Origin of the sequence: Pseudoalteromonas sp. XI10, from assembly GCF_001469895.1 — a bacterium.
Taxonomy (GTDB): domain Bacteria; phylum Pseudomonadota; class Gammaproteobacteria; order Enterobacterales; family Alteromonadaceae; genus Pseudoalteromonas.
The window spans coordinates 101,966-127,339 of record NZ_LOPY01000021.1; the positions used below are offsets into that span (position 1 = coordinate 101,966).

A 25,374-nucleotide genomic window follows, 5' to 3' on the forward strand; every position below is an offset into this window, starting at 1 on the left:
TATAGCTTGATGTCAATGACTTGGGGACGAAGTGCACAAATAGCCGACAAACAACTAATTTGTCGGCTTTATGCTGTAGCTTAATGCAGTTTCATTTTTGGTCTAACAACGCGTAGTACTTTTTCGCTGATCCACAGTGCAAAGGTTTTTGCACTGCCATGGATGGCACGTTGATGCATACGATAGAGCGAAATATACATAAATCGCGCTATTTTCCCCTCAATAAAAAAGCTGTTACTGGTTAGGTTGCCCATTAAACTGCCTACCGTACTGTAGCGTGACAAGTTAACTAAAGAGCCATGATCACTGTAAGTAAAGGCACTGAGTGGCTGGTCTCTGAGTGTGGCAATTAGGTTTTTTTCAACACATTGCGCCATTTGATGGGCTGATTGCGCTCTGGGTGGCACTTGTGTTCCATCTTCTTGAGTAAATGCACAGCAATCACCAATCACAAAAATGTCGTCGTTAACGTTACTTTGCAGATATTGGTTCACCTTAATTTGGTTATTTCGGGTAAGTTCAAAAATACCAATGTCTTTAATGAAATCAGGGGCTTTTACACCCGCAGCCCAAACCATAATATCGGCTTTGATATGTTCATCGTCTTTGGTGATAAAGCTGTTTTCTGTGGCCTCTTTTACTTGCGTGCCTTCGCGCACCGTTACCCCTAATTTAACCAGTTCACGCTTAGCCGAGTTTGAAATTCGCTCGGGTAATGCTGGCAAAATCCGAGGCCCCGCTTCAATTAAATCAATGTGTAAGCGTTTAGCAGTCATTTTATTCAGGCCATACATTTTCAGCATGTCTGATACATGATAAAGCTCTGCCGACAGCTCAACCCCGGTTGCACCACCACCCACTATGGCAATGGTTAAGGAGTGCTGTGGGTCGTCATCTTGATGTAAGCGGGTGAAGTTATCGAGTAGAGCATGCTGAAAGCGCTCAGCTTGTTGGTTTGAATCAAGGTAAAAACAGTGCTTGTTAACACCAGGGGTATTAAAGTCGTTACTAACACTGCCAATGGCAAGTACTAGGTAGTCATAGCTAACTTGGCGCTCAGGTAAAATTCGGTGGCCAAGCTCGTCTTTTAATTCGCTTAAAGTAATGGTTTTGTTGGTTTGGTCTAAGTGGCAAAAGCTGCCGAGTTGAAAATTATAGTGGTGTTTTGCTGCATGAGCTGAGTATACAACGCCGTCTAAATCGGCATCAATCGACCCCGTCGCTACTTCATGAAGTAACGGCTTCCAAATATGGCTGCGGTTTTTATCGATTAAAAGTATCTCTGCTTGGCGTTTTTTCCCGAGTTTGTGTCCTAATTGTGTTGCTAGCTCTAAGCCACCAGCGCCACCACCGATTATCACGATTTTAGGAGGTTGGTTAATCATTACGTTGCCCTCAAAAGTATAATACCTAAACACTCTTGCGAAAAAGCGCTTAGGTATTGCAAGTCCATCCATCAATACCCCATGGCAACGCGTCCATTGTGCGCCTTTTTACTGATTTTGTCAGTACCTGTTAAGAACAATATAGTGCGCTTAGTTATATCAACGGTCTTGGGAGATTGAGTTAAACAGGTTAACATGGCTAATTCGCAGTAAGAGACCTATCATTACCTGAAAAGGGAAATGAAAGTGAGGGATCAGGATGACTACACCACTACACACTTCGTTGAATCAATACTTTGGCTTTAATGAGTTTCGCCAAGGTCAGCAACAAACCATTGAGCAGTTATTAAATCAGCAATCGTCGTTGGCAATTTTTCCAACTGGCTCGGGTAAATCTTTGTGCTATCAATTAACTGCAATGCACCTACCTAATTTGACCTTAGTGGTTTCGCCATTATTGGCTCTGATGAAAGATCAAATCAGCTTTTTAAATAGCAAAGGTATTTACGCGGCAAGCCTTGATTCAAGCCAAACCAGTGAGCAAAGTCATACGGTAATGAGTGATGTGCGAGCAGGAAAGGTGAAAATTTTAATGGTCTCAGTTGAGCGCTTTAAGAATGAGCGCTTTCGTGAATTTATTAAACAAGTGCCTATTTCGATGCTGGTGGTTGATGAAGCGCACTGTATATCTGAATGGGGTCACAATTTTAGGCCTGACTACTTAAAACTGCCGCGCTATCGAGACGAGCTTAATATTCCGTTGGTATTGCTACTTACCGCCACCGCCACTAAAAAAGTAAAGCGTGATATGTGCGAGCGATTTGCCATTGCCCCAGAATGTGTGGTGCAAACTGGCTTTTATCGAAGCAACCTCGATTTATCAGTGCTCAGTGTTGTAAGCCAAGAAAAACCTCAGCAATTAGCCAGTATTATAGCCAGCCAACAAGGTGCTGGGATTGTCTACGTCACCTTACAACATACCGCTGAGCAAGTAGCAGAAGGTTTGGCAAGAGCCGGCTTTAATGCAGTGGCTTATCATGCAGGCCTTGAGGATGATAAACGCTGGCAAATCCAAGATGATTTTATGGCGGGTAAAATCAATATCGTTGTGGCAACCATTGCTTTTGGGATGGGTGTTGATAAGTCTGATATTCGTTTTGTGATCCACTATGATTTGCCAAAATCGATTGAAAACTATAGCCAAGAGATTGGCCGTGCAGGGCGAGATGGTGCGCCGTCAAACTGTTTTACCCTAGCAAACCTTGATGGCTTGAATACCGTTGAGAACTTTGTTTATGCGGACACTCCCGAGCAAAGTGGGATTGACTATGTCATTAATAACATTCGCAACGAGCAAACGAACAACCAGTGGGAAATGCAAGAGTACAGCTTATCGAGCGAAAGTAATATTCGTGCTTTAGCGTTAAAAACCTTACTAGTACAGTTAGAGATGCAAGGGGCTATTACTCCTTTATATGCCTATTATGCCGATTTTAAATATAAGTTTTTAACGGATCAAAATGAGCTTCTTAGCCAGTTTGATGCTGACCGACAAGCGTTTTTACAACAGGTATTCAAACACACTGAGTTTAAGAAAATTTGGGGCACACTTAATTTTGATGCGCTAACCAATGCTACCCAAGTTGATAGAAAACGCGTAGTTGCAGCGCTCGATTATTTGGCTGAAAAGGGCCACATAGCCCTTGAAACCAAACGTATTACGCAAGTGTATGAGGTGAATAACTCGGTAATAAATCACGCTGATTTAGCACAGCAACTGCACCAATATTTTATCGAAAAAGAGCAGGCTGAAATTAAACGTATCGCTACTTTAGTACGCTTTTTTGAGCTTGATAGCTGCTTAAGTTATAACTTAGCTCGCTATTTTGATGACCAGAATGCACCCCAGCAATGTGGCCATTGTTCAGTGTGTAGAGGCCAGCAGGTAAAACTTAGTTACTCACTAGTGCATCAAATGCCTGAGCAAAATGTGATTGCCAGCAAAGTTGCTGAGCTTAAACAGCACTTAGCCGCTAAAGGGATTAGTGATGTCAGCATCGATACTCAGTGCCGCTTTTTAGCGGGCATGAGCGTGCCTTTATTTACCCGCAACAAAGTCAGACAGCTTTCAGGTTTTGGCCTTTGCGAGCAACAACGATACAGTGACATTAAAGCCTTGCTACAGCAGTTGTAGTAAGGCTTTATGTGTAAAGTTTTAACACTGAAAAGAGTCAACACTGTACACTTAGCCAATTTGAATACTGGTAGTAGGGTAGGTCAAAGGTTGGCTGTGCTGGCGAGCAAAACAATAAGCAAACGTTAATGGCCCAACCCGACCTATCAACATCAATAGTATGATAATGAGCTGACTAGGCGCACTTAAATCCCCAGTTATACCCCGTGAAAGGCCCACGGTACTCAGTGCCGAAATTGCCTCAAAGGTGATATCAAGTAATGACCCTTGTTCAAGCTTGGTGATGATCATAATGCTGGTAAAAGCGATAAATAAGTACAGTATCATGACGCTTAGTGCCTTGATCACCAACTTGTCGCTCAGCTGACGGTTAAACACGGTGACCGTGGTTTGCTGTTTTAAATAGCTGCGCATCGCTAAAATTAGGATCACAAAGGTTCCGAGCTTTATGCCACTAGCCGTACTGACTGAACCACCGCCAATCACCATCAGCAGCATAGTCAAAAGCGTTGAATCTTGACTCAAACCATCAATCGGTAGGGTATTAAATCCTGCGGTACGAGGTGTCACCGCTTGAAACCAAGCCGTTAATATTTGCTCAGACGTTGATAGCGGCGCTAATGTCGCCTGATTGGCGTGTTCAAAGAAAAAAATCAATATAAATGCGATGCAGTTGAGCATTAAGGTGGCAATTAACACCAGGCGGGTGTTGGTTGATAGTAACGACCAGCGCTTTTGTTTGTAGATATCAATCAGTACGGTAAACCCTAAGCCGCCGATGATAAATAAGCCTGTGATCACTACGTTTACGGTTATATCGCCTTTGAATGCCGATAAGCTATCGCCGCTTAACGCAAAGCCCGCATTATTGAACGCCGAAATCGTATAAAACAGGCTATGATAGGCGCTTTTTAGTGCGCCATAGTCATTGAACCAACTAATAAAGAGTAAGCAAAATGCCACCGACTCAATCACTAATGAATACACTAAAACATACTTAGCAACCTTGATCACTGAGGTTAAATCGTTGGTGTCGAAAGCGCGGCTGGCTAATAAGCGTTGCTGTAAGCCTAGAGTTTTTCCTAAACTCAATATTGAAATCACCGCCACGGTCATAAAGCCAATGCCACCGATTTGAATCAGCAGCATGACCACGCTTTGACCAAATACGCTCAAATCAGTACCCGTGTCGATGACCACCAGCCCTGTTACTGTAACCGCAGAGGTTGCCGTAAATAATGCATCGAGGCAGCTGATCGGTTGGGTGCTTGCCATTGGTAGCATAAGCAAGCTTGTGCCGAGCATAATTAACACAATATAGCCGATAGTGAGCACTAAAGGAGGGTTTATTTTTTGCCGCTTACGGCACTTTACACCGCTAAAATGTTTTGGGTAAACGTTGGCTTGCCAGTTAATCATAATGCACGAAACCGTTTTGCTAATTTAGTTAAGTAAGTCTTAGAGCCCAGTAGCACCAGACTATCGCCGTGACGCAGTTCGGTGTCGTTAGTCAACTCTGTATTGAAGTAATCATCACGTCGTAGTGTGAGCGGTTTAATATCGCTATTACGCTCTTTGAGTAGCCAGCCAATTTTGCGACCAGAAAGCTGTAGATCAATGCCTAATTCAACAATAAACGTGGATTGGTTAAGCGGGAAATATTGATTAACCATTGGGTAGTTAAGCGCTTGCGCAACCCTCACGCCCATTTCTTCTTCAGGGTGAATGATGCGGTCAACGCCAAGTTTACTTAGTATTTGATGGTGGCTTTTGGTACAGGCCTTTACCCAAATTTGCTTTACGCCTAAGTTTTTTAAATGCAATACACATAAAATACTGGCTTCAATATTCTCGCCAATGGCCACCAATACGGCTTGGCAACTGGGTAAATCGAGCCGTGCTAATTGTGTTTCATCACTGGCATCAACCATCACGGTAAAACTGAGTTGGTCGGCATAGTGATTAACGGTGCTTTCGCTAATATCGGCAGCACACACTGTATGACCTTGTTTTGAAAGTTCTAAACAGGCGGTTACGCCAAAACGTCCTAATCCGATTACTGCAAACTGAGCCATTATCTTTCTCGCTGTTGTGGGTACGCGCTAAATGCTAATGGCAAAAAAACAGAAGTCTTTAGAGAGCTTGAAAGCTTTACAAAGATTTTATGCCGAGATAAAAAAACTTTATAAAAACTTTATAGTGACAAAATTGAAAACCCTTTAATCTAATAGGGACAAACGATAAGTGAAAAGATGATGCAGTCAGTATTCAAAATACAGTATTTAAAAGCCGCATTTTTAAGTGTGTTGATGCCACTTGTGGTGGTGCTCGCGATATTTCCGTTTCGAGAACTGTTTACAACCACCGATATTGTGATGCTACAGCTGCTGTGGGTGACATGGGTTGCGGTGCGCAGTAATCGTCGTGTTGCAGCGCTTACCACCTTAGTGAGTGTTGCCTGCACGGACTGGTTTTATGTGGTTCCGTATTTTACTTTTCATATCGAAAATATTGAATATGTGGTCACTTTTTTGGTGATGTTGATTGTGGGTTTAGTGATAAGCCATCTTGCCGGGGAGCTCAATACTAAGGTTCGCGATGTGCAAGCCCATGCAAGTAATAGTCGCTTATTGTATGAGTTAGCAAAAAAACTCAATGATCTCGATAGCCTTGAGGAGCAAAAGCAGCTGTTTTTACAAACCATGACCGCGCATTTAAAGGTTGCATGTGACTGGCAGCTAACAGCGTCTAAGCAGTTTATTTATTTAAACGAACAACAAGCTGAATTTGGCGGTATTGCGTTTACAAAAGCACTTAATGCAGAGCAACAGGCTTTAGCGAATACGGCGTGCTCTTTACTGTATCAGGTTCAAGAAAAAACCTTATTACGCGAGCAATCTGCGGCGATAAAAGTACAGGCGGAGCTAGAGAGGTCAAAAAACACCTTATTGCGCAGTTTATCCCATGACTTACGTACGCCATTAGCGACCATTATGGGCGCATCAAGCATGTTGGCTGATGATGATATCCAACTAAGCTCTGAGATTATCAAAGAGCAAGCTGCTAACATTTATGAGCAAAGTAAAATACTTAACCAGCACTTTGATAAAGTCATGGAGCTCAGTAAAGTTAATAAGTTAGCTGAGAATATTAAATGGCAAAAATTGCCCATTTTGACCTTAATTAGCGAGGCAAAATCTCGTCGTCAGCAGCAATTACAGAACTTTAAACTTCACGTTGATGCTCAGCAACAAAGCATCTGCTTTGGCGATGAAACCCTTCTGGAAATTGCCTTTGCTAATATGCTCGAGAACGCCGCTCGCTACGGAGATGGTTCTGCGAACATGCAATTTATTGAAACACACAATGAATACCAAATAGTGTTAAGCAATCCTTTTGCGAATAAGCATGAGACCAGTCAAGATGAAGGCGTTGGCTTAGGGAGTGTGATCTGCGATGTGGTTGCTAAATGTCATCAAGGGCGCTTTGAATTAACCCTCAATGAGCAGACAAAGCAGGCAACAGCTAAATTAATTTGGAGTAACAGCCGTGGCTAATATTTTGGTTTTAGAGGACTCACCGCCTCTGCAAAGTTTTTTAAAAACACTATTAAAAGCCAGTGATCATGAAGTTAGTGTGTGCGCCAAAGGGCTTGATGCGTTTGCACTTTTAAGCCAGCAGCAGTTTGATTTAGTGCTGCTTGATTTAGGCTTGCTCGATATGGATGGGCAAGATTGGCTGGTGGAGTTTAGGCAGTGGAGTCTGCTCCCTGTATTAGTACTTTCTGCACGGGATGGCGAAACAGAAAAAGTCACCGCGCTTGATAACGGCGCCAACGATTATCTAACCAAACCATTCAGCGCAAACGAATTACTAGCGCGTATTCGGGTGCTACTTCGCACACAAACAACATCAAGTCTAACGTTGCAATGTGGCGATATTCACATCGACCCGCATAAACATGTGGTCCTTAAAGGCGCTGAAGAAGTTAAACTAACTAAAAAAGAGTACGCTATTTTGCTGTTATTATTTCAGCAAAAAGATAAGGTGTTAACGCATAACGCTATATTATCTGAAGTGTGGGGCGAGCAGTATATTAATCGCCCTGAATACGTGCGTGTACATATTGGTCAGTTGAGGCAAAAGCTTGAACAAAATGCGGCAAGCCCTAAACATATCTTAACCGAGCCCGCTGTAGGTTACCGATTAGTAGATTAAGCCATCTCTTTCTAACGCTTTAGGTTGAGTTTGTAACTTAGCTTAGGTACTGTTTTAGGAAATAAAATAATAAAGCGGAAGTCTTTTCATTGGCTATGCATCAAAATACCGAACACGGCATTAGTTCACTGTCGAATACCCAGCTTGAAGATGTGATTGCAGAAATAGAGCAGGCCATTGAGTGGCACCAGTCATGGTATAGAAATTTATTAAGGTGTTTAATTGCAGACATACCTGCAGATGAACAAGACTTAGCAGATAATGCTCATAACCTTTGTCGTTTCGGGCAATGGTTTAATAAGCTACCCGAGCAGAGCATAAATCTTCACCCTTACTTTTCTGAAATCGCTTGTGCGCATCAAAAGATGCATCAAGGTGCCAAAGTCCTGTTATCGTTAAAAGAAACTAAGTCAGCTATTTCGGTCAATCTATTGGATCAGTTTCATGCTGATTTAGATAGCTTGCATGAATTATTTGAAACCCTTGTCGATGAATTCTCTGAGCTGCTACACACAAGAGATCCTTTGACGGGGGCATCGAACCGAACAAACTTAGTTGAAAACCTGCAAAAAGAGCATGAGCTTTGCAAACGTAAATCGCTGAGCTGCGCTCTGATAATGATCGACCTTGATCACTTTAAGCAAGTGAACGATGAGTTTGGTCATGCTGCGGGTGATAAGGTGTTAATCGCACTTGTTAAATGCATTAAATCTCACTTAAGGAAGTACGATCAATTGTATCGCTATGGCGGTGAAGAGTTTTTAGTCTGCTTACCGCAAACAGAGTTTGAAGGTGCCAAATCATTTTCTGAGCGATTAAGAGCAGGTGTTGAAGCTTTAAAAATTGAAATTGGCAAAGGTAAAGACATTAGTGTTACAGGCTCATTTGGTGTTGTGCTAATAAATGCCGATGACGACATCGAGGCGGCAATCGAAAGGGCTGACGAAGCCATGTATCAGGCTAAAAAGTCAGGCCGCAATCGAGTGTCTGTGGCTTAAATTACGCTTTAACACCGGTGAATGCTTTTATTAGCCCTGCTTGATAGAACGGGTAAACGCCCGTAAAGCCTGACTCGGCAATGATGTTTTCAATGACTTGAGTCTCTCTTAAAGCAACGTCATTTTCATAAGCCTGTTTTACTCTTTCTATTTGTTCAAGGCTGACTGCGGCTGATGACATAACACTTAACCAGTGACTAAGCTGCTCTGGGTAAGTGCTGGCACTTTGATTGGCACTTAAGTCTGCGCTGACAAGTAACCCACCTGGCTTTAAACGTTTGTGAATATCTGCAAAAAATGCCACTCGTTTAGGTTCTTCAATTATAAACTGCGACACTAACACGGCTGTTGCCGCATCAAAGGGCATTAAGTTTTTGAGTGAATCTACATAGCCATTATGAAACTGGCAGCGATGTGCAAACCCTGCTTGCGTTAGATTGTGTTTGCATACTTTGATCATTTCAGTCGAGGGTTCGACAGCGGTGAAGCAGAATGCGGGAAATGCCTGTGCTAAATGCAAAATTTCATTTCCGGTACCCGCTCCAACGCAGAGAATATGCGCATTGCTTGGCAGTTTGCTGAATAAAGGCGACATCATAAAATACAAGGCCTGGCTAATGGGTGCCATGTTTTGCCACTGTGAATCGTAATTAGCAGCTTGTTGATCAAATAAGGCGGTGACTTCGTGTTGTTGCATAGTAAAAAACCAATAGGTAACTTTAAGTGTTACATAAGTGGTTAGCTTACTTTATTTAAAGAAACTTTAAAAGTTACTTAATAGGGCATTCTTTTGTTAGGTTGATTTAAGCAGACTAATTTGCTTAATTTTTAGGTTTTAACAATGAAAAGAGATGCGCATTAAAGAATTGCTCTTGCTTGAACATCGCGCTTTTTAAAATGGCATCTTGCTCGAAACCTAGCTTTTGTAATAATTTCATTGAGGCGGGGTTATCCTCACACACATACGCAAACACTCTAACGATATTCGTTTTAGTAAATACCTTTTCGAGTAGCATAGTCGCAGCCTTTGCAGTGATCCCTTGTTGCCAATACTCTTTTGCCAACCAGTAACCTAACTCGGCCGAGCGATTAAATTCAAATTCACCTTGGAGCACGCTCACGCAACCAATCAATTGATCATCTAACGTGATTGCTTTTATAAGCTCACTCTTACTGCCTTCAGTGATCCACCAGTTAGCATCGCTTTCGGTATATGGACTCGGAATTTTACTTGAAAGAAACTGAGTGACGTTTGTGTCGTTTAAAATTGAAATTAATTGTTCTGCATCTTGTTGTTGAAAGTCGCGAAGTGAAATCACAATTGCATCTGTACCTGAAATGGTTGTATTTATGGTTTTGTCATTGATAGCAAAGAATGAGAATGGATACTAGAAAATGTTACTTTTAATCACCTTTAATAACGATTTATGCCGCTTAGCTTTATTGGCAGCCGTTTAGGAACGGTGTATGCTGAATCTAGTTAAAGCTTATCAAAAGGATTGATATGAAGCGTATTTTACTATTATGTGCAGCGGTTTTTGCAACCTCTCTACAAGCCAACACAGATGTACTATCGGTGGATCCTGTGATGCTCTCTGGCAGTGCTTTTTCATTTGAGAATGATGCCAAGCGTTACCCTAAACAAAGCCAGTTTGGCATCGTCCATAGTGTATTAATGAGCAGTGAAAGTGGTCGCCGTTTAGCGGTTGTGACGATTGAGAATAAAGCATCTGGGTCACGAATTCTTCAGGCTGACCATATTATGGCGCTTTTTGCCGATGGGCGTCGTGTGCATCCTCAAAGTTTTGACGAAGGTATTAAGTTAGATGATGGCGAAAAGCGTTCTTTGACTTTATCTTTTGGTGAAAACGAATACCCAATTTTAGCGGTATACACGAGTTTAAATGAGTAAAAGGAAGACCTATGAAACTACTGAAGCCACTGGCAATTACATTACTTTTAAGCTCACCGTTAAGCTTTGCAGTTGATAGCCAAGACTTTGTTAAAGATAACGTTTTTACCCAAGGCGTTGAAGGGCCAACCATGTATAACGGTGCCTTATATGCGGTGAACTATGCCCAGCAAGGAACCATTGGCCGCGTTGATAACATGGGTAAAACATCATTATTTGTGCGGTTGCCGAATGACAGCGTTGGTAATGGCTTGCAGTTTGACCCACAAGGTAATTTGTTTATTGCCGACTATGTTAACCACAATATTTTAAAAGTACCTGCTGGCAGCAATAAAGCAGAAGTGTTTGCCCATAATAGTAAAATGAATCAACCCAATGACATTGCTATTACCAAAAATGGGGCGCTGTTTGCCAGTGACCCTAACTGGGCGAACGAAACGGGTCAGCTGTGGCGTATAAATGCGGATGGCAGCACCCATTTACTCGAAAAAAACATGGGGACTACCAATGGGGTGGCGGTTAATAACGACAACACTAAGCTTTATGTGAACGAGAGTGTGCAGCGAATTGTTTGGCAGTACGATTTAGATGACAACTTAAACATTAGTAATAAAAAAGCTTTGATTAAGTTTGCTGACCATGGCTTAGATGGCATGCGCGTTAATAATCAAGGGCATGTGTTTATTACTCGTTATGGCGCAGGGAAAGTGCTTGAAGTCTCGCCTACCGGCAAGCTCTTAAATAGCTATCAATTAAAAGGCCAGCATCCAACGAATTTGGCTTTCAACGAGACGCAAAACAAAGTGTATGTCACCATGCAAAAGCGCGGAGCAATAGAAGTCATTGAGCTTTAGCCTTGCTTTGCTCGCGTAATCGCGGCGGTGATTGCCGCTTTTGCTTGCGGACTATTTTGCCAACAACTTGAATGCAACATCGACGCGACTCGCTCAGCAATGGTGTTGGTATCAAACCCGGCTAACTCCTCAAACGATTCAATACCAATTTCTTCAAACCGTTTTATTACCGTTGGCCCCACACCTTTGAGTGCTAAAAGGGCGCAGCGCTCTTGCTCGTTAAATGGCATTTGTTCGTTCCTTGTTCATTGCGTTTATAAAATGATGAGGGTTATCTAGGCCTAGAAAAACAGTGTTGATATCTCCAATAGGCTCAATGAGCGTGATTTTAATATTCGGGTAGCCAGAGTAGTTGTAACGTTTGATTGTGCGTGCGCGTGCAATGAAGTCGGAATTAAAATCAATAGTTTTGATATTTGCTAAAGCAATATTGTAAGCAGGATATAGCCCGTAGCGGATAATGAGTTGCGCTTTACTAATTGAAACAGGACGCTTTGCGACCGCCCGGTACTCTGCAATGAAGAATAAAAGGCTAAAAATAGTTAAACCAGTGATAATGTTTGCTGCTAATGATGACCACACAAAGTGTAAAAATAAGTGCATCATGGGCAGTTCTAAAAAGATAATAAAAATAAAGCTAAGTAAGTTTGCTTGTGCGCCATCTTTATTATGATAGTTAAAATGTTGTTCACCAGTGAAATAACTAGGTTTAAGGTGTTTAGCGTAAAACAAGAAAGCCCACATCCTTGTTTCGAAGCATAAAAAGTTTGCAATAGCACTTTGTTTAAAAAGCTTTTTTATTGGCCGCTCAATAGCTATATCTGGATCTGTCTGCTGGCTTAGAGCAGATTTTATTGCTAGATACACAGTAATAAGAGCGCTTAGTTCTAAAATTACAATCAAAGCTAAAAGCCCGTAACGACCTTGTTCTAAGTAATTCATTAAAAACTTGTTTTGCTCAGGAATGATGTAACTTCCCACTAAAATAGCGATTGAGCACAACATTAATGCTTTTAAAGCCGCTTCTTTCTTACTTTTAATTAATATTAGGCAAAGCACAGGTAATACTATCAGTGCATCAAGTAGGTATAACCATTCAAAGTTAGCATTTCCAAAGTCATTTAGAGGATGCTTTCCCTGATAATAAATACCCCAAAAAAGGCTAATACTAATTAGAAAAATAAATGGAATTTTTGACTTTATTGATTTGAGCATAGCATCTTCCTTGCACTTCTATTGCCTATATCTTAAACAATAATCTATTCACTGTCCCTTTTTTATTGTTGATATAATTATTGCCTGTTTAAAATAAAAAAGCGCACCGGGCAGGGTGCGCTTGAGGGGATCAATCCTGTGTAGCTAAAACAGTAGGATTAATTAGAAGCTTGGAGCATATCTCAGTGAAACACCGACTGAGCGGCCAATCACACTATAATCACTCACGGTGTTAAAGTGGTTTGCGCCTACCTCAGGTGTTGGCGGTTCACGGTCTAATAAGTTATCGACACCAAAGTTAACAGCAAGTTCCTCATTAACTTGCCATGCAGCGGCAAAGTCTAAGTAATTTTGTGCTGAGATTGTTTCTGAACGGTCTACAGCATACTCTACTTCACCGATTCTGCGCCAGCCAAGTTGGAAGTTCATGTTGTCTAACTGCCAATCAATGCTTGCGCGGTGTTTGTAGTCAGCTTGCAAGATACTCGCAAAGTCGCCCGAACAGGCGCTGCCATAAGTTCCTTTACAGTCTACTTCCGGTACAGTGCTGTTGTTTTGGCGCGTTTGCTCTGTAACAAAGTTACCTTGGTACGAGAACCTAAAACGACCACCCATTTGATCTGGTGCATCAATCACATAATTTGCTGCAACGTCGATACCTTCTTGTTCAATTGCGGCTAAGTTAAAGTCATTAACGATGGCTGTGCTAATAAAACCAGTGTTTGGATCGCGAAGTACCGCACCACACAGTGGGTTGTTTGGATTCGGGTCATCAACATAGCAGCTTTGCAGTGCTGCACCAGGTTGAATTTGGCTTACTGCATCTGTTACACGAATACTGTAGTAATCAAGTGATAAATCAAAGCCTTCTAAATAGCTAGGTGTATAAACAATGCCTAATGTATCTGATTCGGCTTGCTCAGGCTTTATGTTCGGGTTACCACCATAGGTGTACTCTGCGGTACTTGAATCGAACTCAGTGCCAACTGGCGGCGCGCCAAACGCAGCACACTGCGATGCATCACCTGTTCCCAGTAAACATGGATCGCCGTTATAACGCCCTGCTAGGCGTGGCACAAACTGGTCGCTATTTTGGTCAAATAACGATAACGATAGTGCTGTGATTGGGCTGGCAAACTCACCTAAGTTAGGTGCTCTAAACGCGGTTAAGCGGTTGGCACGAATACGAATATCGCTATTTATTGCCCAGTTGATACCTAGTTTGTAAGTGTCTTCTGCTTCGGTATTTGAGTAATCAGAAATACGGTAGGCACCTTCAAAGCTAAGCTCTTCAGCAAAAGGTTTATCAACTAAGATAGGCACTAAAATTTCAGCATAGAACTCTTCAGAGCTAAAGCTTGCATCCATATCAAATGCGCTGATAGACGCAAAGCTGGTGCCGTTTCTAAATGCATCACCTGGAGTTTGTTTTCCGGTTTCTTTACGGTATTCATAACCGATTGCAAAATCGATAGCACCGGCTGGTAATTCAAATAAGAATCCAGAGTCACCTGATAGTGTTGCTGAGATCACACTTTGTGTACGGTCGCGAGTGGTATAAAGCAGCGGATCGCTAAAGTCGCTGAAATCATGGTTTGGATCAAAAATATCCACTGAATTTGCAAGGGCAGCAAAACGACTATTACCGCTGTTATCATTACGGTATGCGTTGTTGTAAATGGTGGCTACTTCATCCGTTTTGCCATACTGGCCATATACGTCATAACGTAAGTAGTCAGTTAAATCACCTTTTAAGCCCAGTTGAAATTGCATTGAATCACGCACCGCTTCGGTGTGTTGCACGCCTAAACCTAGGTTACGTTCAACATTAACAAGGGCATTGCCTTCGCTATCAAACGTGAGTTGGTCGCGTAGTTCATCTGGAATATACGCATTGTCTTGCGTGAGGGTCACTTGCTCGTTTACAAAAATCGGTGTTTGACCACTGGCACCCGCACCATTTACGGTCACTTTAGAATACATTGCGCGGCCATAGGCAATGGCACTGTCGCTTACATCAACGTCAAATAATAAGCCCGTAGAAAAACGGTCCATCGGTTGAGTTAAATAACGATCAGCTGTGAAATCAGTTGTTTGACGATCACTCGTTACAGCACCTGAATCAGCAATACCTATGCTATTGCCAGATGCAACATCAGTATAATAACCACCGCTGTTTATCATTGCCGTTGAGTTTTCAAGCGCATAGTCACGCTCGCCGGCTAATAGCTCTTTTCGTTCGGTATAACCTATGTAGCCTGTTACATGGCCACGGCCATCGGCGATGTCACCGCCAAAAATAGCCTCAAAGTTAAGCTTTTCGTTACCGCCGTCGGCACTTTCATAGCTAGTTGAGAACTCAGCGCCAGTAAAGTCATCGTCTAAAACAAAGTTAACAACACCAGCTACCGCATCGGCACCATAAACCGCTGCTGCACCACCGGTTAATACATCAACGCGTTTAATTAATCCCGCTGGAATGGTGTTCACGTCAACCGAGTTACGAAAACTAAATGGTACTGCGCGAGTACCGTCAATAAGTACCAATGTACGGTTTTGGCCAAGGCCGCGTAAATCTATGGTTGATGAGCCAAATGAGTCACCGACTGTGGCACCGGTGCTATTTGCACCCGCCGCAGCTTGTGGCAGTTTTGCAGTAATATCTTCAACGTTCACTGCACGGTCTAGGTGAATTTGTGCTTCATCAACGCTTACCACTGGGCTACTTGAAACCAGCTCGGTACGTTGAATACGTGAACCCGTTACGGTGATCACTTCAGGCTTTTTTACTTCAGTAGTTTCTTCTGCGTGGGCATAACTAATTACTGAACTTACAGCGAGAGCTAAAGGTGATAGCAGCAATAGCGAGCGATGCCCTGTTGATGTATTTGCTTTCATGATGATTCCCTTGCGTTTTATCATTTAAATCAACGCAGGTTGGTGAATGACCTAGACCATTTAGTTAATTTAATGAGTCATACTTTTTGTTATGATGCTTGTGTGTTCTCCTTTTGGGGAGCTCACCGGTACAGTTTTAAAGCAATTTAAAAGTCTTTGCAATAATTATTCTTTAAATCTATTATTTTAAAATATAAACTATTCCAACTCGTTAACCCGCTTATTTACATCTAATAAGCTGATTTTAAGTGATTTATTTATGCATCAACATATTGAAAAACTGTATTTAAGCGCAAAAAAAGAAAGAAAATTAATAATTGGTCTAATGAGTGGTACCTCGTTAGATGGCCTTGATATCGCGCTATGCGAAGTATCAGGGCAGGGCATGAACACTCATGTAGAAGTATTAAAGTTTACTACCGTTGATTACGACGATGATTATAAAACGCGTGTAAAACGAGTATTCGCAAAACGCGAATGTGACCTTGAAGAAGTGACTTTACTCAATCCTTGGATTGGCCAATTACATGGTGAAATGGTTGCCAATACGTTAGCCAGCTGGGGAGTAGCAAAAGAACTTGTTGATGTGATTGCCAGCCACGGGCAAACCATTTATCACTGCCCTAAAAATCAACACAAGCGTGCAGAATATGGCAATGCAACACTACAAATAGGTGACAGCGATCATCTAGCCGTGACTGCAGGTATTACTACCATAGGTGATTTTAGACAAAAGCATATTGCAGCGGGTGGCGAAGGCGCACCGCTTGCGGTATATGGTGACTACTTGTATTTCACAAGCACCAGTGAAAACCGCATTTTGCTAAATATGGGTGGCATTGCAAACTTAACCTACTTACCTAAATCTGCAGATGCGCGAGCGGTTTTTAGCTCTGATATAGGCCCAGGTAATACCATTATGGATGCCTACATACAGCGTTATTTTGCTCCACTTCAATATGATAAAGATGCTGCTATTGCAGCAAAAGGCACGGTAAATGAAACTTTACTAGCTGCGCTGTGTGATGATGCATTTTTTGCTTTAGGGTTTCCAAAAACTACAGGGCCAGAAGTGTTTAATCTAGACTATTTAGCTGCAGCACAAGCACGCTCGAATACGCAAAACTTATCGCGCTTTGATGTGATGGCAACCTTAGTGCAGTTTTCAGGGGTAATGATTGCTAAAGCAATTAACCAATGCAGTGAAGGTTTGACCGATGTGGCTGTATACGCCAGTGGTGGCGGGGTTCATAACCCATTATTAATGAAAACTATTTTGGCTAATTGCCCAGCGCTTTCTGTGATAAAAAACACCGATTCTTTGGGTATAAACCCAGATGCAAAAGAAGCCGTGTTATTTGCTATTTTAGCGAACGAATGTTTGTCGGGTGGGCAGCAACGCTTTGGTAATACCGAGCAAGGGATCCCCGATATTACCATGGGTAAAATTAGCTTTGCTGACTAAAAAAAAGCTAAAAAGCTTGCGCCAAGATTACTGAAGTAATGGCGTAAGCCATTGTTTTTAGATTGATCGCCAGTTAGCAGCTCTGGTGATGTGCTTGCTGCAATGCTGACATCAAACTGGGCGCTGTCTTTAAGTGTTGCATGCATGCCGTGTAGCATTAATTGTAAAACAAATTCACCACTGTGAGTAACATCCTCTAACGTAAGCATAATAACGTGCTGATCTAGATCGTGCTGCGTTAATGTGTGCGCAGTAAAATAGGCCGATTCACGAGCATCAGGGCGCGTTGCACTGATAGAAATCACATCACCTTCATGGGCATCATCTGGCAGCACACAACAAAATACAACACGCTTTTGCTCATTAGCCGCAAAATGCAATTGTTCATATTCCATAGTATGCGCAAGCGCAGCACATAAAGGGTCTTCACTAGATGGGAGTGCAAACGAAAGTTGCACCAAGGCACTGTCCATTACTTCTTCATTACGTTGGGTGATTAAATTAGCGTCAATTATTGATCAGTTAGATGACAGAATTATGACTATTGTCATATTGCGGATTATTTATATCTAAAACAGAACAAAGTTTGTTCTTTCTGTTCCAAAACTGGAATGGTTTCTGACAAGATTGGAATAGAAAGTCTTGTCTGGCAAGGGGTTTGGGGTGAGGGGAAATATCGATATTTGGGGTTTTCTGATAAGGCGTGATACCTGTATATTTACCTCAAAGCTACAGAAAAACCATAATGAAAATATAAAGCCCTAGAGTTAATACAAAGCACAGTTAGGATTAATCTGAAACCAGCCATCTCTCTGCCGTCATGTAACTCGAAAATGCCCCAAGACGAGTTAACGTAAATGATCTAAGGGCGGCTTTGAGCGAACTTCGGCCATTCAAAATTGTATTTCTATTTTGTCAAAGTATATTGCTTGCATAGTCAGGAAAGCGACCCAATTGCTCATTTTTGTCCTGTGACAAAAGCTAGAACTACTGCATTTTAGTTGTAATGGCAATTAGTTAAGAAGTTTGCTACAAATGAGTCATTCAGAAAAACTAGCGACGCAGTAGTTGAAAAATGCGCGACTCGCTCGCTATAAACAAGTTATGTGACTCAAGGATGACGAAGAATGCATTTGCCTTTAAAAGATTTGGAAAAGGAACATTCAATACCGGAAGTATGGAAAGACTCCATTTGCAAAGTGGTTATTCAATTAACCAAAGATAATTTCGAACTCCACAATGTCTCGGAATACATCACTCTTCAATCTAGCGATTTGGCCGAGTTTAATAGAGAAAATGTTCTTGAATATGGTTGTTGTCTAAAGGCGTTATCTACTGAATGTTGGGAACGTTCATGCTATCAATGGCAAGGTGATTATTGGGATTTAATCATCGATTTATGTACTGTAGAAGAAGGCGTTAGTGATCTCGTTCTGAAAGGTCGAATTTATCCCATAGTTTCAGGCTACAAATATGAGTTTGGCATGGTATATGTTCCGTAGTTTTGTTAGGCCGTCACATAACAAACGCATTAACACTCGCTTTGCTCGCTAGGGACAAATACACGTAGGCTCCCCTCGCGTTGCTCGGTAGTTTAGCCTACGTATATTTGCCCGTTATGCGGGCGTTACTGATTAAATACTCTGACGTGTTTTTGTCCAATAATGAGTTAAAATCGGTGTTCTGAGGGCGGCTTTGAGCGAAGTTTAGCCTTTCGAACCAGTTCATTCATAGTAAATGATTGTTCAGGTTGTGTGTTTGTTGTGTGCGAATACTCAGAGCTTACATTTTAAATACTGTCTATATTTCTTTCAAAGAGTAAACAACGTAACGTGCTATTCATCCTTAATATTCATTACGAGCAGCTTTGTGCAAGTTTACCGCTTTATTTGAAATTATTAATAGATCTCATTTATTGAAATGTAATAAACAGCCTCTCAAACACCCAAAAAGACGCAATTGAGCCAACGAAGTATGATGCCGTTGTTGCAGCATGTTTTGGTAGCGGTCTTACTTTATGTATCAATTTGCCAACAAGCAGTAAAGCAACAACAAAAGCAATTTGCCCAAGTTCTACGCCGACATTAAAAAAGAGTAGTGCTATTGGGGCATCGCTTTGTGGCAAGCCGATATCGAGAATTGCTCCAGCAAAGCCAAACCCATGTAGCAAACCAAATGCAAAAGCGATTAACCAAGGCCATTGAGTGGCAATACTGGTGACGCCGCGCCGCTGGCGGATAGCCTCTACGCAGACAAGCATAATACTTAGCGCTATTAGCACTTCCACAGGAGCTGAAGGCAAACTGAAGTAACCTAGCGCAACGCCTGCTAAAGTAATTGAATGTGCAGCGGTGAACGCAGTGATTGTTTTGATAAGAGTTTTAAAACCTCTGACAATCAGCAATAGTGCTAACACGAATAACAGATGGTCAATGCCCAATAAAATATGTTCGACGCCTAACACGGTGTAAGTGCCAGCTACTTGCCATGATGAATAAGCGACAGGGATTTGAACAAAATTCTGTTTCGGTTGTATCAGTAATGTATGTGAACTGCCATCCAATAACTTGACGGTCACAAGTGTGTCGATAGTTGTACTGCTTAAGTTAGTGATTGATAAGCCTGAGCCAGATAGTGATCGCTCTCCGGACAGGGTGTAACGATATACAATAAAGCCCTCTATTGCGGTGTAGTGGCCTAGGGAAGTGAGGGAAAATTGCTCATCAAACTGTGGTTGTATATCAACAACACGATTACCGTTACTCGGGACCTTCCACATAATGTTGTAAACAGTGGGTTGAGTTTCATGGATTTGTAAATACGCAGGACGTATTTCATGAGCAGTGGCATATCCGCTAGAAGCGAGTAGCACCAACACAATTAGGTTAATTAGCCACTTCATCGTTTATATGCTAACCCTTCAATCGGAGTTAAATCTGGTATATCTGCGGTTATCGTCACGGTATAGTTTTTCAGCAAGTCTTTATAGATTTTTTCTTGCGCTTTTAAAACAGATTGGTATTCGTATTCACGGGCGACGTATTCCTTGACTGCCTCAAAATCTGGGAGCGTAGCATCTTGACGATGAGTTACTTTTACAAGGTGCTTACCATAGCCAGAATCGACTGGGCCAAACCAAGTGTTTAGTGGTGCGGTATTTAGCGCGTCGGTGAAACTCTTACCAAAAGAATTATCGACGATGTTATTTGGGGTAAGCTCCCAATTATTGGCAACCGAAAGCTTTTGGGAGCGGGTTGCAGGAATAGACTTATCCTGCTTAAGCGTGTTTAGAACTTGTGCTATTTTTGTCTCTAGGTTTGATTCACTTTCTAAAAATAATACCTGCTCAAACTGCAATGCTGGCGGCAGCATAAACAGACTGTGATTAGAATGAAAATAGTCCTTCAAAGCCTTATCGGTGGGAGGAGACATTAGCGTGCTTAAATCGTTGGCAACCGCCTCCATTTTCTGCGCCAAACGCTTGCGAATGATGGCATCATTATGATCTAAATTGAGCTTCATTGCCTCTCGATAAAACACCTCTTGGCGCAAATAGTGGTCTATTATGGCCTGTAAATCTTTCGTTTGCGGCTCTTTTTTCCATTGTAGCGTCCACAAATTCGTGAGGTGGTCCAATTCTTGTTGGTCAATCACTATGTGGTTATCATCATCTATTGCGGTACTGCTTTGTTCTACATAGCTAAAATAAGCCCAAAACAAAACAGCACCAATGGCAATAAAGTGAATCAGTGGATCCTTCACAACTTGCTTTAACATCTATTATTGCACCTCATACCAGATAGGCGATGCCCATGCCCGCTCAACAATTTGTCGCTTAACATCTTTCGGGTAAGTAACACCTGCATTTAATTCATCATACAAAGTCCAGCGAGCTGTGGGTAATTGCAGCACGCGAACGTAATAAAAAGCTTGCAGCGTGGGGTCAAAATCAGGATCTGTCCAAACAGCCTTTAGTTCAGGGCTACCCTTTTGCTTGTTGAACTCACCCGTTTTGAGGTTAATTGGTGCATTAACAGGCTCAACAGTACCGTCATCTTTAAGACGATTGCCGGAGGCTACAACGTTATAGATAGTGTCTTTCATTTCACCGTTTTCATACCAACCTTTAATAATCTGAATACGGTCTAAGTTAGGACCTATAGGGTCTTTTACAGCCCAAACCAGAAACTGTGGCGCTTTTGTACCTTTATAATTCCCACCCATTGGAACGCCCTTTGCGTACCCGTCTTCTACTAACTTTTCATAACTAGAGTAGCTTTTATCGAACCCCTGACCGGCAAAGAAACGAACTTTCATACGTGGGCCACTGGTGGCGTAAGTTTCTTTGGCAAGCATTGAATCCCAAATGGCAGAGCGAGTGTTGGACTCAGCCCACACCGCAGCGAGTGCGCCAGGGTTTGCATCTGCAATCAGCATTTCACCATCAAGTTCATTCTTGGAACGGCCTTCAGCCTTTTGGTCTGCAAGACCATGACTACCTACTCTGTAGTTATCTTCTTCAACATTACTTGGTGTACCGTTGTGGCTATCTGTGCCACCGACAAAGCCATATTTAAACGGGTTTACGCCTAATTGCTCTTGGTATTTAATACCTCGGCCCAAGCCATAACGAACGTAGTTTTCTTTGATGAAAGCACGACCATTAAATTTCTGAATGGTGACTGCATTTTCAAAATCAGCAAATTCATCGTTAGGCCAAAAGTTAGGAATAACTTCAGAGTTACCTTTTACTTGCATCATTTCAATGAGCGGTTCCATACTGGCTCTTGTTTGTGCATAGTCTTTATCAACGGGCTTGCCTGATAAAGATGCTTCAGCGAACAATAAGCCTTTACTCTCATTCGAGTTATGCGGAATCGCAAACACCTTTCGACCTTCCTCACGTTGTGATTTCATCCACGCCCACAGTTGCTCAGGTCTACTGCCCTCGTTAGAAGAAAATGGCACATCGGGAAGGTTAGTGTCTCGGAATAAAATGTTGCGATGTTGGTTTGCCCCGCCTGGAGCAGATGTCCATTCATAAGCATGAATGGTGGTGAATTTACCTGGCTCGTAATGCGCTTCTGTGGCCTCAATATTTTTTTGCCATGTTGACTTAACCGCCTCTGTACCTTGATAAAAGTCAGGGTGGGGACTCCCGCCTCCAGCTAGAGGAGTAAGTACATATTGATTGTAAAGTTTGAGAGCTGTGGTTAAATCCTTTGCTTCCCTAAATGCTTTGGCAATTTCATGGTCATAACCCGGCGCACCTTCATTCATTAAACTGTATGCTTCACCCATGAATTCAGAATGGTCAGTTACAGCAACAAAATCTAGTGGTCGTTTAATTTTGTGCATACTGCCGTTGACCATCATTTTTTCGCCTTTGGCAAATCGGTATGCGTCCTCAGGTGTTAACCTGTTCCCTGCAATAAATGCATCCATTGAGACGCCGGTATGAACATGTGTTTCGCCAAAGTAAGCGTCTTTTAATGGATTTTTCTTTACTTTGGCTTCAGCTTCTTCCCAAGAATTAGCTGCTGCCGCACTGCTAATACAATAAATTGCAGGCAACATAAGCAGGCATATTAATGAGCGTAAAGAGGTAGTCATAACGAGAATCCTTTTGACGAGTGAGCAAAATACATCCAATACTTATTAAAGTTAATATCAGTAAGGGGTTAACGCAACATATCGACAGAAAAATAAAATGAGAGAGTTAGTAGTAACCATATACCCAAATGATAGTCTCTAACTATTTAGCAGAAATCTAAAAATAGTTAATACTCTGACCCCCTGTTAACAGGGGGGCAGAGTAAACTGTTATTTCAGTTCATATTCAATCTTATGTAATTGACCAGTAAAAGCGAATGGCGCTTTATCGTAGTAGCTTCGTGTAACAGTTGAGCCAAGATCTTGGCCACCGTTAGGCGCTTTTCCTTGTTGGGTATATTCAAGGGTAAGCGTGACCTCGCCTGAAGGTAAGCTTGATCAGATTTAACAATATAGTGGTGCTCGTTAAAGAAGTTCATTACGTAAACAGGTTTACTGTCATCAATATATAAACTGTATCCAGCACTGCCGCCGCCAACAGCAACTAGGTATATTGAAAAAGTTTAGCCTAATAACAATTTTTATATCTCTAACAGGAAATGTCACCGAGCTGCAAACAAAGCAGCTGGTAGATGAGTTTATTCAAAACCAATATAAAGACCACTTACTTCCCAGAGTTAGTCTCTGATGATGAAAGTGATCCTCGTTGCTGCCCCAGCAAGAAAACAACTTTACGCTACCGTATTTATAAGAGTGATTTAGTTAAGTTATAGCCTGATTGTTTTGCTTCAGGCTATAAATCAAGAATCAGCAAATATGATATTCACCATGTGGTTTGTTGCTGAACATAAAGGCTTGTAACTCAGATTTAAGTACTTCGACGATGTCGTTTGTAAAGGGCGTTCTGATTTCACCAGAGTCTAAATATCTAAGTAAATCAATTTCATGTTTGAGTGCAGACTGAATAGAATAGCTAATTGGGTAAGTAACTTTAAACTGCTTACGTGATATCACGTTGTCGTGGTTTTCAATTTCAACATAAAAAGTTAATTGCTCGTCTTCTTCGCAAATGTCGCTACAGCTGCCTTGCTCACGAATACAATCTAAAACAATATTTCTGATGAAAATATCAAATTCGTTCATATTAATCCCTCAATTTTTGCCCATCCATTGGGTACAACTGAAATCTAGCAAAAAATAATTAATCTAGCCAACTCAATTTTGCAGCTTTTGGATTAACTCTTTCTGAATGGGTTGGTTTAAAAGCATTAGAGGGACGTAGGAGTTAGTTAATAGAGAATAGTCGTTAGAGGATAGGATGCGCGAAACAAGTTTCACGCCTACGTTGTAGCAGCGGCTTTATGCCGCGTCATTGATAAATTTTTACGAGAAACGAGAAACGAGAAACGAGAAACGAGATAAGAGATACGAGATAAGAGATACGAGATACGAGATAAAACGCGATGTAAAATCGCTGCTACACAATTAGGTCCATTATAAATATAAAATCTGACGGGCTAAAGCCCGACCTACAATGTAGGTCTTCATTTATGGCGACTAGGGGTGAGGTAGACGCGCATCTCGCAACTCGATCCTCGTAACTTTCCCCTTTCCCCTAGTTACTCGCTAACTTACCCCAGACAACTAACCAGTTGTTTTGTATTTCGTTAATAGGCACACTGATAAGTCAAAAACAGGATATGTGAAGCAAGGTTTTGTAATGAAAAATGAGATAAAGCAACACATCGGTAGTGTTGCATTAGTGGTAAATGATTACGATGAAGCTATAGCCTTCTACACCGAAAAATTACAATTCACATTGCTCGAAGATACCGATTTAGGAGAGGGTAAACGGTGGGTTCTAGTCTCGCCACCGGGTTCTAATGGCACACACCTCTTGCTTGCAAAAGCCAGTAATCAGCAGCAAATGCACGCTGTTGGTAATCAAACCGGTGGTCGAGTATTTTTGTTCTTACACAGCAATGATTTTTGGCGTGATTACAACAGTATGAAGAGTAAAGGTGTTGTATTTAATGAATCGCCAAGAGAAGAGCCTTACGGCACCGTAGTGGTGTTTCAAGATTTATACGGCAATAAATGGGACTTACTTGAACTTAAACACCCTAAAGGTTAAAAATGGCTGGAGGGATTAGGAGTCGCTCAATGAAAACAAATACCGCTTCTCAATTTTTATGGTTTGTTTTTATTATTCCAGCTATTTGGTTCTCAATAGCTGTGATTGATAAAATGTTCTACGGTGTTGAACTTGTTTGTGCGAGTGCATTGATAGGTTTTATCGTAGGGTTGTTACTACATAAGAAAGTAAACCCATCTGAGCTTTGGGATAGTTATGTAGATAAAAGGAGTTTTTTCAGAAGTCAGCGAAGAACGACCTATATGTTTATTTTGCTTACCGTGGTCGGCTTCTTAAATTTACATACTCTTATAGGTGAGCCTAAGACTGTCATTACGGAAATAGTAGACAAAAGAATTAGCACAGGGAGAGTTTCGAAAAATATTTTGGTCATTTCTCCAATTGAGTTTGGACCATTTAATTTAAATGTGAGCGAAAAACTTTGGCAGTCACAAGCCGTTGGTGATCAATTAGCTATTACAGTTCAAGAAAATATTTTTGGGTTAAATGTTGTAACTAATTACACATCTGCAAATTCACAATAGAGT

The 25,374-nt window shown here is 41.7% G+C and carries 24 protein-coding genes; 11 read left to right on the plus strand and 13 right to left on the minus strand.

The features are described 5' to 3' along the window. Window positions 1-80 precede the first annotated feature (80 nt). On the minus strand, window positions 81-1,385 hold the full coding sequence (locus AUR67_RS05520; RefSeq protein WP_058584567.1) for an NAD(P)/FAD-dependent oxidoreductase: 1,305 nt from the start codon (window positions 1,383-1,385) through the stop codon (window positions 81-83). Between the two features lie 259 nt (window positions 1,386-1,644). Here AUR67_RS05520 and AUR67_RS05525 point away from each other — a divergent pair, with 259 nt between their 5' ends. Then, window positions 1,645-3,579, plus strand: a complete 1,935-nt coding sequence (locus tag AUR67_RS05525; RefSeq protein ID WP_058584472.1) for an ATP-dependent DNA helicase RecQ — start codon at window positions 1,645-1,647, stop codon at window positions 3,577-3,579. A 51-nt stretch (window positions 3,580-3,630) separates the two neighbouring features. On the opposite strand, the gene AUR67_RS05530 is transcribed toward AUR67_RS05525, so the two are convergent. Further along, a complete protein-coding gene (locus AUR67_RS05530; protein ID WP_058584473.1) occupies window positions 3,631-4,998 on the minus strand; it encodes a TrkH family potassium uptake protein in 1,368 nt (455 codons plus the stop codon). After that, window positions 4,995-5,654 (minus strand): potassium channel family protein, encoded by a 660-nt coding sequence (locus AUR67_RS05535; RefSeq protein WP_058584474.1) that lies wholly within the window; start codon window positions 5,652-5,654, stop codon window positions 4,995-4,997. Before AUR67_RS05535 ends, AUR67_RS05530 begins: the two co-directional genes overlap by 4 nt. Window positions 5,655-5,831: 177 nt before the next feature. Here AUR67_RS05535 and AUR67_RS05540 point away from each other — a divergent pair, with 177 nt between their 5' ends. The 3 genes from AUR67_RS05540 to AUR67_RS05550 all read left to right on the plus strand — a co-directional run bounded on the left by AUR67_RS05540 (window position 5,832) and on the right by AUR67_RS05550 (window position 8,795). Next, the gene (locus tag AUR67_RS05540) at window positions 5,832-7,136 is read left to right on the plus strand and encodes a DUF4118 domain-containing protein (protein WP_058584475.1); all 1,305 of its coding nucleotides are present in this window, start codon (window positions 5,832-5,834) and stop codon (window positions 7,134-7,136) included. Beyond that, window positions 7,129-7,797 (plus strand): response regulator, encoded by a 669-nt coding sequence (locus tag AUR67_RS05545; protein WP_058584476.1) that lies wholly within the window; start codon window positions 7,129-7,131, stop codon window positions 7,795-7,797. The genes AUR67_RS05540 and AUR67_RS05545 overlap by 8 nt, the downstream gene beginning before the upstream one ends. A 95-nt stretch (window positions 7,798-7,892) precedes the next feature. Continuing rightward, a complete protein-coding gene (locus AUR67_RS05550; RefSeq protein ID WP_082665576.1) occupies window positions 7,893-8,795 on the plus strand; it encodes a diguanylate cyclase in 903 nt (300 codons plus the stop codon). 1 nt (window position 8,796) lies between these two features. On the opposite strand, the gene AUR67_RS05555 is transcribed toward AUR67_RS05550, so the two are convergent. Further along, on the minus strand, window positions 8,797-9,492 hold the full coding sequence (locus tag AUR67_RS05555) for a class I SAM-dependent methyltransferase (RefSeq protein ID WP_058584477.1): 696 nt from the start codon (window positions 9,490-9,492) through the stop codon (window positions 8,797-8,799). A 124-nt stretch (window positions 9,493-9,616) separates the two neighbouring features. Further along, the gene (locus AUR67_RS05560) at window positions 9,617-10,114 is read right to left on the minus strand and encodes a GNAT family N-acetyltransferase (protein WP_058584478.1); all 498 of its coding nucleotides are present in this window, start codon (window positions 10,112-10,114) and stop codon (window positions 9,617-9,619) included. A 185-nt stretch (window positions 10,115-10,299) separates the two neighbouring features. On the opposite strand from AUR67_RS05560, the gene AUR67_RS05565 reads away from it, so the two are divergent. After that, window positions 10,300-10,707 carry a hypothetical protein gene (locus tag AUR67_RS05565; RefSeq protein WP_058584479.1) on the plus strand — a complete coding sequence of 136 codons (408 nt, stop codon included), beginning with the start codon at window positions 10,300-10,302 and terminating at the stop codon, window positions 10,705-10,707. A gap of 11 nt (window positions 10,708-10,718) precedes the next feature. Further along, window positions 10,719-11,561, plus strand: a complete 843-nt coding sequence (locus tag AUR67_RS05570) for an SMP-30/gluconolactonase/LRE family protein (RefSeq protein ID WP_058584480.1) — start codon at window positions 10,719-10,721, stop codon at window positions 11,559-11,561. Here the strand turns inward: AUR67_RS05570 and AUR67_RS05575 are convergent. The 3 genes from AUR67_RS05575 to AUR67_RS05585 all read right to left on the minus strand — a co-directional run bounded on the left by AUR67_RS05575 (window position 11,558) and on the right by AUR67_RS05585 (window position 15,674). Next, window positions 11,558-11,791, minus strand: coding sequence for a helix-hairpin-helix domain-containing protein (locus AUR67_RS05575; RefSeq protein ID WP_058584481.1), 234 nt, complete (start codon window positions 11,789-11,791; stop codon window positions 11,558-11,560). The two genes, AUR67_RS05570 and AUR67_RS05575, sit on opposite strands and share 4 nt — an antisense overlap. After that, window positions 11,781-12,776 (minus strand): hypothetical protein, encoded by a 996-nt coding sequence (locus tag AUR67_RS05580; RefSeq protein ID WP_058584482.1) that lies wholly within the window; start codon window positions 12,774-12,776, stop codon window positions 11,781-11,783. Before AUR67_RS05580 ends, AUR67_RS05575 begins: the two co-directional genes overlap by 11 nt. A gap of 162 nt (window positions 12,777-12,938) precedes the next feature. Continuing rightward, on the minus strand, window positions 12,939-15,674 hold the full coding sequence (locus tag AUR67_RS05585; RefSeq protein WP_058584483.1) for a TonB-dependent receptor domain-containing protein: 2,736 nt from the start codon (window positions 15,672-15,674) through the stop codon (window positions 12,939-12,941). A 259-nt stretch (window positions 15,675-15,933) separates the two neighbouring features. Here AUR67_RS05585 and AUR67_RS05590 point away from each other — a divergent pair, with 259 nt between their 5' ends. Beyond that, window positions 15,934-17,139, plus strand: coding sequence for an anhydro-N-acetylmuramic acid kinase (locus AUR67_RS05590; protein ID WP_058584484.1), 1,206 nt, complete (start codon window positions 15,934-15,936; stop codon window positions 17,137-17,139). On the opposite strand, the gene AUR67_RS05595 is transcribed toward AUR67_RS05590, so the two are convergent. After that, window positions 17,136-17,612, minus strand: coding sequence for a hypothetical protein (locus tag AUR67_RS05595; protein ID WP_058584485.1), 477 nt, complete (start codon window positions 17,610-17,612; stop codon window positions 17,136-17,138). The genes AUR67_RS05590 and AUR67_RS05595 overlap by 4 nt on opposite strands. 654 nt (window positions 17,613-18,266) lie before the next feature. Between AUR67_RS05595 and AUR67_RS05600 the strand changes: the two genes are divergently transcribed. After that, the gene (locus tag AUR67_RS05600; RefSeq protein ID WP_058584486.1) at window positions 18,267-18,641 is read left to right on the plus strand and encodes a hypothetical protein; all 375 of its coding nucleotides are present in this window, start codon (window positions 18,267-18,269) and stop codon (window positions 18,639-18,641) included. Between the two features lie 410 nt (window positions 18,642-19,051). Here the strand turns inward: AUR67_RS05600 and AUR67_RS05605 are convergent, their stop codons facing one another. From AUR67_RS05605 to AUR67_RS05615, 3 genes are read right to left on the minus strand one after another with little or no spacing between them, the layout of a single operon-like run. Further along, window positions 19,052-20,041, minus strand: a complete 990-nt coding sequence (locus AUR67_RS05605; RefSeq protein ID WP_082665577.1) for a HupE/UreJ family protein — start codon at window positions 20,039-20,041, stop codon at window positions 19,052-19,054. Continuing rightward, window positions 20,038-20,916 carry a peptidyl-prolyl cis-trans isomerase gene (locus AUR67_RS05610; RefSeq protein ID WP_058584487.1) on the minus strand — a complete coding sequence of 293 codons (879 nt, stop codon included), beginning with the start codon at window positions 20,914-20,916 and terminating at the stop codon, window positions 20,038-20,040. Before AUR67_RS05610 ends, AUR67_RS05605 begins: the two co-directional genes overlap by 4 nt. Window positions 20,917-20,919: 3 nt before the next feature. Continuing rightward, window positions 20,920-22,752, minus strand: coding sequence for a DUF3604 domain-containing protein (locus AUR67_RS05615; protein WP_058584488.1), 1,833 nt, complete (start codon window positions 22,750-22,752; stop codon window positions 20,920-20,922). A gap of 572 nt (window positions 22,753-23,324) precedes the next feature. Here AUR67_RS05615 and AUR67_RS21140 point away from each other — a divergent pair. Then, window positions 23,325-23,465, plus strand: a complete 141-nt coding sequence (locus AUR67_RS21140) for a hypothetical protein (protein ID WP_161936931.1) — start codon at window positions 23,325-23,327, stop codon at window positions 23,463-23,465. Window positions 23,466-23,499: 34 nt separating this feature from the next. Here AUR67_RS21140 and AUR67_RS05620 read toward each other — a convergent pair whose 3' ends face one another. Continuing rightward, on the minus strand, window positions 23,500-23,835 hold the full coding sequence (locus tag AUR67_RS05620; RefSeq protein WP_058584489.1) for a hypothetical protein: 336 nt from the start codon (window positions 23,833-23,835) through the stop codon (window positions 23,500-23,502). A 577-nt stretch (window positions 23,836-24,412) separates the two neighbouring features. Between AUR67_RS05620 and AUR67_RS05625 the strand changes: the two genes are divergently transcribed. Both AUR67_RS05625 and AUR67_RS05630 read left to right on the plus strand, forming a co-directional pair. Then, window positions 24,413-24,826 carry a VOC family protein gene (locus tag AUR67_RS05625; protein WP_058584570.1) on the plus strand — a complete coding sequence of 138 codons (414 nt, stop codon included), beginning with the start codon at window positions 24,413-24,415 and terminating at the stop codon, window positions 24,824-24,826. Window positions 24,827-24,855: 29 nt separating this feature from the next. Next, window positions 24,856-25,371 (plus strand): hypothetical protein, encoded by a 516-nt coding sequence (locus AUR67_RS05630; RefSeq protein WP_058584490.1) that lies wholly within the window; start codon window positions 24,856-24,858, stop codon window positions 25,369-25,371. The last annotated feature ends 3 nt before the right edge of the window (window positions 25,372-25,374 follow it).

Excerpts from the sequence above, each read along its gene's own strand:
- AUR67_RS05565 (WP_058584479.1), top strand. The coding sequence starts at position 10,300 with ATGAAGCGTATTTTACTATTATGTGCAGCGGTTTTTGCAACCTCTCTA.
- AUR67_RS05620 (WP_058584489.1), bottom strand. The coding sequence starts at position 23,835 with ATGAACGAATTTGATATTTTCATCAGAAATATTGTTTTAGATTGTATT.
- AUR67_RS05520 (WP_058584567.1), bottom strand. The coding sequence starts at position 1,385 with ATGATTAACCAACCTCCTAAAATCGTGATAATCGGTGGTGGCGCTGGT.
- AUR67_RS05585 (WP_058584483.1), bottom strand. The coding sequence starts at position 15,674 with ATGAAAGCAAATACATCAACAGGGCATCGCTCGCTATTGCTGCTATCA.
- AUR67_RS05605 (WP_082665577.1), bottom strand. The coding sequence starts at position 20,041 with ATGAAGTGGCTAATTAACCTAATTGTGTTGGTGCTACTCGCTTCTAGC.
- AUR67_RS05595 (WP_058584485.1), bottom strand. The coding sequence starts at position 17,612 with ATGGACAGTGCCTTGGTGCAACTTTCGTTTGCACTCCCATCTAGTGAA.
- AUR67_RS05610 (WP_058584487.1), bottom strand. The coding sequence starts at position 20,916 with ATGTTAAAGCAAGTTGTGAAGGATCCACTGATTCACTTTATTGCCATT.
- AUR67_RS05530 (WP_058584473.1), bottom strand. The coding sequence starts at position 4,998 with ATGATTAACTGGCAAGCCAACGTTTACCCAAAACATTTTAGCGGTGTA.
- AUR67_RS05630 (WP_058584490.1), top strand. The coding sequence starts at position 24,856 with ATGAAAACAAATACCGCTTCTCAATTTTTATGGTTTGTTTTTATTATT.
- AUR67_RS05625 (WP_058584570.1), top strand. The coding sequence starts at position 24,413 with ATGAAAAATGAGATAAAGCAACACATCGGTAGTGTTGCATTAGTGGTA.
- AUR67_RS05615 (WP_058584488.1), bottom strand. The coding sequence starts at position 22,752 with ATGACTACCTCTTTACGCTCATTAATATGCCTGCTTATGTTGCCTGCA.
- AUR67_RS05535 (WP_058584474.1), bottom strand. The coding sequence starts at position 5,654 with ATGGCTCAGTTTGCAGTAATCGGATTAGGACGTTTTGGCGTAACCGCC.
- AUR67_RS05550 (WP_082665576.1), top strand. The coding sequence starts at position 7,893 with ATGCATCAAAATACCGAACACGGCATTAGTTCACTGTCGAATACCCAG.
- AUR67_RS05540 (WP_058584475.1), top strand. The coding sequence starts at position 5,832 with ATGATGCAGTCAGTATTCAAAATACAGTATTTAAAAGCCGCATTTTTA.
- AUR67_RS05575 (WP_058584481.1), bottom strand. The coding sequence starts at position 11,791 with ATGCCATTTAACGAGCAAGAGCGCTGCGCCCTTTTAGCACTCAAAGGT.
- AUR67_RS05590 (WP_058584484.1), top strand. The coding sequence starts at position 15,934 with ATGCATCAACATATTGAAAAACTGTATTTAAGCGCAAAAAAAGAAAGA.
- AUR67_RS05555 (WP_058584477.1), bottom strand. The coding sequence starts at position 9,492 with ATGCAACAACACGAAGTCACCGCCTTATTTGATCAACAAGCTGCTAAT.
- AUR67_RS05580 (WP_058584482.1), bottom strand. The coding sequence starts at position 12,776 with ATGCTCAAATCAATAAAGTCAAAAATTCCATTTATTTTTCTAATTAGT.
- AUR67_RS05570 (WP_058584480.1), top strand. The coding sequence starts at position 10,719 with ATGAAACTACTGAAGCCACTGGCAATTACATTACTTTTAAGCTCACCG.
- AUR67_RS21140 (WP_161936931.1), top strand. The coding sequence starts at position 23,325 with ATGAGTTTATTCAAAACCAATATAAAGACCACTTACTTCCCAGAGTTA.
- AUR67_RS05600 (WP_058584486.1), top strand. The coding sequence starts at position 18,267 with ATGCATTTGCCTTTAAAAGATTTGGAAAAGGAACATTCAATACCGGAA.
- AUR67_RS05525 (WP_058584472.1), top strand. The coding sequence starts at position 1,645 with ATGACTACACCACTACACACTTCGTTGAATCAATACTTTGGCTTTAAT.